The following is a 2,884-nucleotide window of genomic DNA, read 5'->3' on the forward strand; positions in this document are numbered from 1 at the left end:
GATTTAAAGCAAATCAAAGAAGAACTTGGGTTTGATTTGGAATATAAAAGAAATGTGGGCTACAAATGTGAAAATGAAAGTATAGTTGAAGCTATTACCTTTAACATTGAAACTAAAGATTATTACTTGGTTTTTCCCATTTGTTATCATTCCAATCTATTCATACTATAATTCCTTTTGCCATACTATTTTACGTTTGTATTAATTGTTGTAGTTGTTAATTAAATAATTTCTCCATTGTCCATTTCCTCTTCCAACTGAAAAAATTTGCTTTTCTGCTTCAAATCCTGAACAATTTAAAAGCTCAGCAAGATTATCTATATTTTGACAAAATAGTTCGTACGTGTTTGAGTCATTATTGTCATTTACCCAATTGTTACCCGTTAAGTTAACTATAGGGACTCCTGTTAATAAATTAATTGATTTAGCAACCCATTGGTCCATTATATAACCATTCAAATTAGGTACTAAAAAACAAATAAGTTTAGTAAAATAACCTATACCAATACCGGGTAGCATATTAGCACTTCTTTGATTTTGAAAAACTTCAAACGCACGTTGCCGTGTCACAAAGTTTCCATCACGTAATTCTTTAACTAACTCTATTATTACATTTCTATTTTCAAAAAGTTTTCTACCATGGTCTCGTCTCATACCTCCCCAAGATAAAATTGCTATAAGAGTATTTAAGTTATTATTATTTTGATTCTGGCAATACTCAAATAATTCATACCGATTAAATTGTCTATTTAAAAAAGGGTCTAAATTTTCATCTGCACCTACAACAGATATTCCCCAATTTAAGGAGTTATTACCAACATAACCTTGGTCATTATTACCGATTTGAATTAAATAATTTAAGTGAATTTCGTTCATAGAAGTTTATATTTAAGATTATCAAACAAATATAACATTGTACTTAGTCAAAATATGACAATGTAACTGGGAGGTTTTATTTTTTCAAACAATTTAAAGAATACTTCACTAGCCTTGTTTATTTGTTGCCCAAGAAATATCCCATAAATGACTTCTAACATCATACATATTTAAAGAAATTTCACTTGTATTTCCCTCTATTGCTCTTAATGAATTGTTGGTTTCTTCCAAACTTTGAAATAAAACCTTTAATCCTTCAATTACATTATCCAATTTTGTAGATATTTCTAATAAGTATTGCTGATTTGCTTTTTCGGGTGAAGTCATAAATAAACCTGCATCTTCTAATTTGTTATACACTTTATTAAATTTAACTATATCACCGTTTACTTCCTTTACTAAAATTGTCAGTAATTCATAACAATTATCTATTTCCTTTTTTTCTTGTTTTAACTTTTCTAATGGAATACCATAAGGGTCAACAATATAATTTTCGGTACTATTGAGATATAAATCTCGATATTTTTTTTCCTTATTTTCGATATGTTCTAAAAAACGAATAACTTTATTGAATTGATTGTCAACATACAAATTATATTTTTCATTTAATTCATTATACAATACAACAGAACCTATAGCTTGGGATGGGAATTCTTTGAGCAAAATTTCTTTATTAATAGATTCTTTTGCCAATTCTATTTTATTATCTGTTTTTTCTACACTTTTAATAACATCCTCAATATCCTTGGTAATTTTATAAAATTGGTGAATATCCGTCTCGATTTTATCTAAATCTATTTTTTCCATCTTTGTTTATTTTAATTAATTTAAAATTACTTTGTTTTTATGAATTTTTCATAGACAGCAATGTCTTTCAATTTCAGATTCTTTTGAATTAATTCTAAACGAATAATTTCATTTTTTAATTTTAATAATCCATCAAACTCTTTCGAATATTTTTTACGAACTTCACTAATAATTAAGTTCAAATCTACTCTAGATAAATTAGATTTTTTCTCGGCAATTAACTTCGATAAACTAATAATCTTCATAGCAAGTGCAACAATAATAATATATCCAAAAATCATTTTGTAACCGCTATTTTCAATATAATCTAAACCAATAAAGTTTACATAAACGTAGTAAAATGTTGGTATGCATAAAATACATAATAAGATTCGTTGTTTTTTTCTCTTGCTCTGCAAATCATCAAGATTCAATCCTCCCTCTGTTTCAATTAATTTTGTTAATTCCATAAAATCCAATCCAATAAACTTTTCAAGTTTGTCAAAATTCAATTTACCGCCACCAAACTTTGTAGCAATTGCTGTATTTATTTCATTAATAAATTTACCAAGATTGGTACTCACATTTTTCTTATAATCCTCTTTTATTAAATTTAGTTGTTTATCAAAACTGCTTTTTATTTTAACTAAATCTCTTTGTGGAGATTTTATATCTTCAATTAATTTTTCAAGATTATTAAATAGTATTTTTTTACTTTCTGAAAGTTGTGAAATTTTAAGTTCTAATTCACTTACTTTATTAAGTTGAGCGGGTTCAATTTTCTTTACTTTCTTCGGCGTGAATTTTCTATCACTTGAAGTATCACTTTTAAATGTTTTACTTTCAATATTATCACTTGTCTCTATAATCATTTTTGAGGAATTGTCTTGTTTTTTAGAATCTAAACTACCTTCAAGATACATTTCAACTTCGTCCGTATCAAGTCCTAATTTCTCAGCTTTACGCAAAATAATTTCACGTTCTTTATCGGTTACTTGCCCATCAACAAGTGCCATTTTGATTAATTTTTCAATTTCTGGGTTCATAATTATTTTATTTATTCAAACATATTAAAATCAATCCTCAAATACAACTTTCAACTCCTTATCTACAACTTCTTTGTTTTCTCCAAAAGTAATTTGAATATAAATCGTTGCAGACATCCCTATAAAATCAGTGAAAAACACCATGCTTTGCTGAGGGCTGTAGGTGTATCTTGAGT

Annotated in this window: 3 protein-coding genes; all 3 read right to left on the reverse strand. The window is 26.9% G+C overall.

Translation table 11 applies throughout. The annotated features are described in order from the left end of the window. Positions 1-201: 201 nt before the first annotated feature. Entirely contained in the window at positions 202-876 is a 675-nt protein-coding gene (locus ACOYLT_RS11295; RefSeq protein WP_422853945.1) for a hypothetical protein, read from the reverse strand. Positions 877-984: 108 nt separating this feature from the next. Continuing rightward, a complete protein-coding gene (locus tag ACOYLT_RS11300) occupies positions 985-1,683 on the reverse strand; it encodes a hypothetical protein (RefSeq protein WP_422853946.1) in 699 nt (232 codons plus the stop codon). Between the two features lie 26 nt (positions 1,684-1,709). Beyond that, complete coding sequence (locus ACOYLT_RS11305) at positions 1,710-2,708, reverse strand: hypothetical protein (RefSeq protein ID WP_422853947.1); 999 nt, start codon at positions 2,706-2,708, stop codon at positions 1,710-1,712. Positions 2,709-2,884: the final 176 nt, after the last annotated feature.

It is taken from the genome of Flavobacterium sp., from assembly GCF_049318185.1.
Lineage (GTDB): Bacteria > Bacteroidota > Bacteroidia > Flavobacteriales > Flavobacteriaceae > Flavobacterium.

Excerpts from the sequence above, each read along its gene's own strand:
- ACOYLT_RS11295 (WP_422853945.1), bottom strand. The coding sequence starts at position 876 with ATGAACGAAATTCACTTAAATTATTTAATTCAAATCGGTAATAATGAC.
- ACOYLT_RS11300 (WP_422853946.1), bottom strand. The coding sequence starts at position 1,683 with ATGGAAAAAATAGATTTAGATAAAATCGAGACGGATATTCACCAATTT.
- ACOYLT_RS11305 (WP_422853947.1), bottom strand. The coding sequence starts at position 2,708 with ATGAACCCAGAAATTGAAAAATTAATCAAAATGGCACTTGTTGATGGG.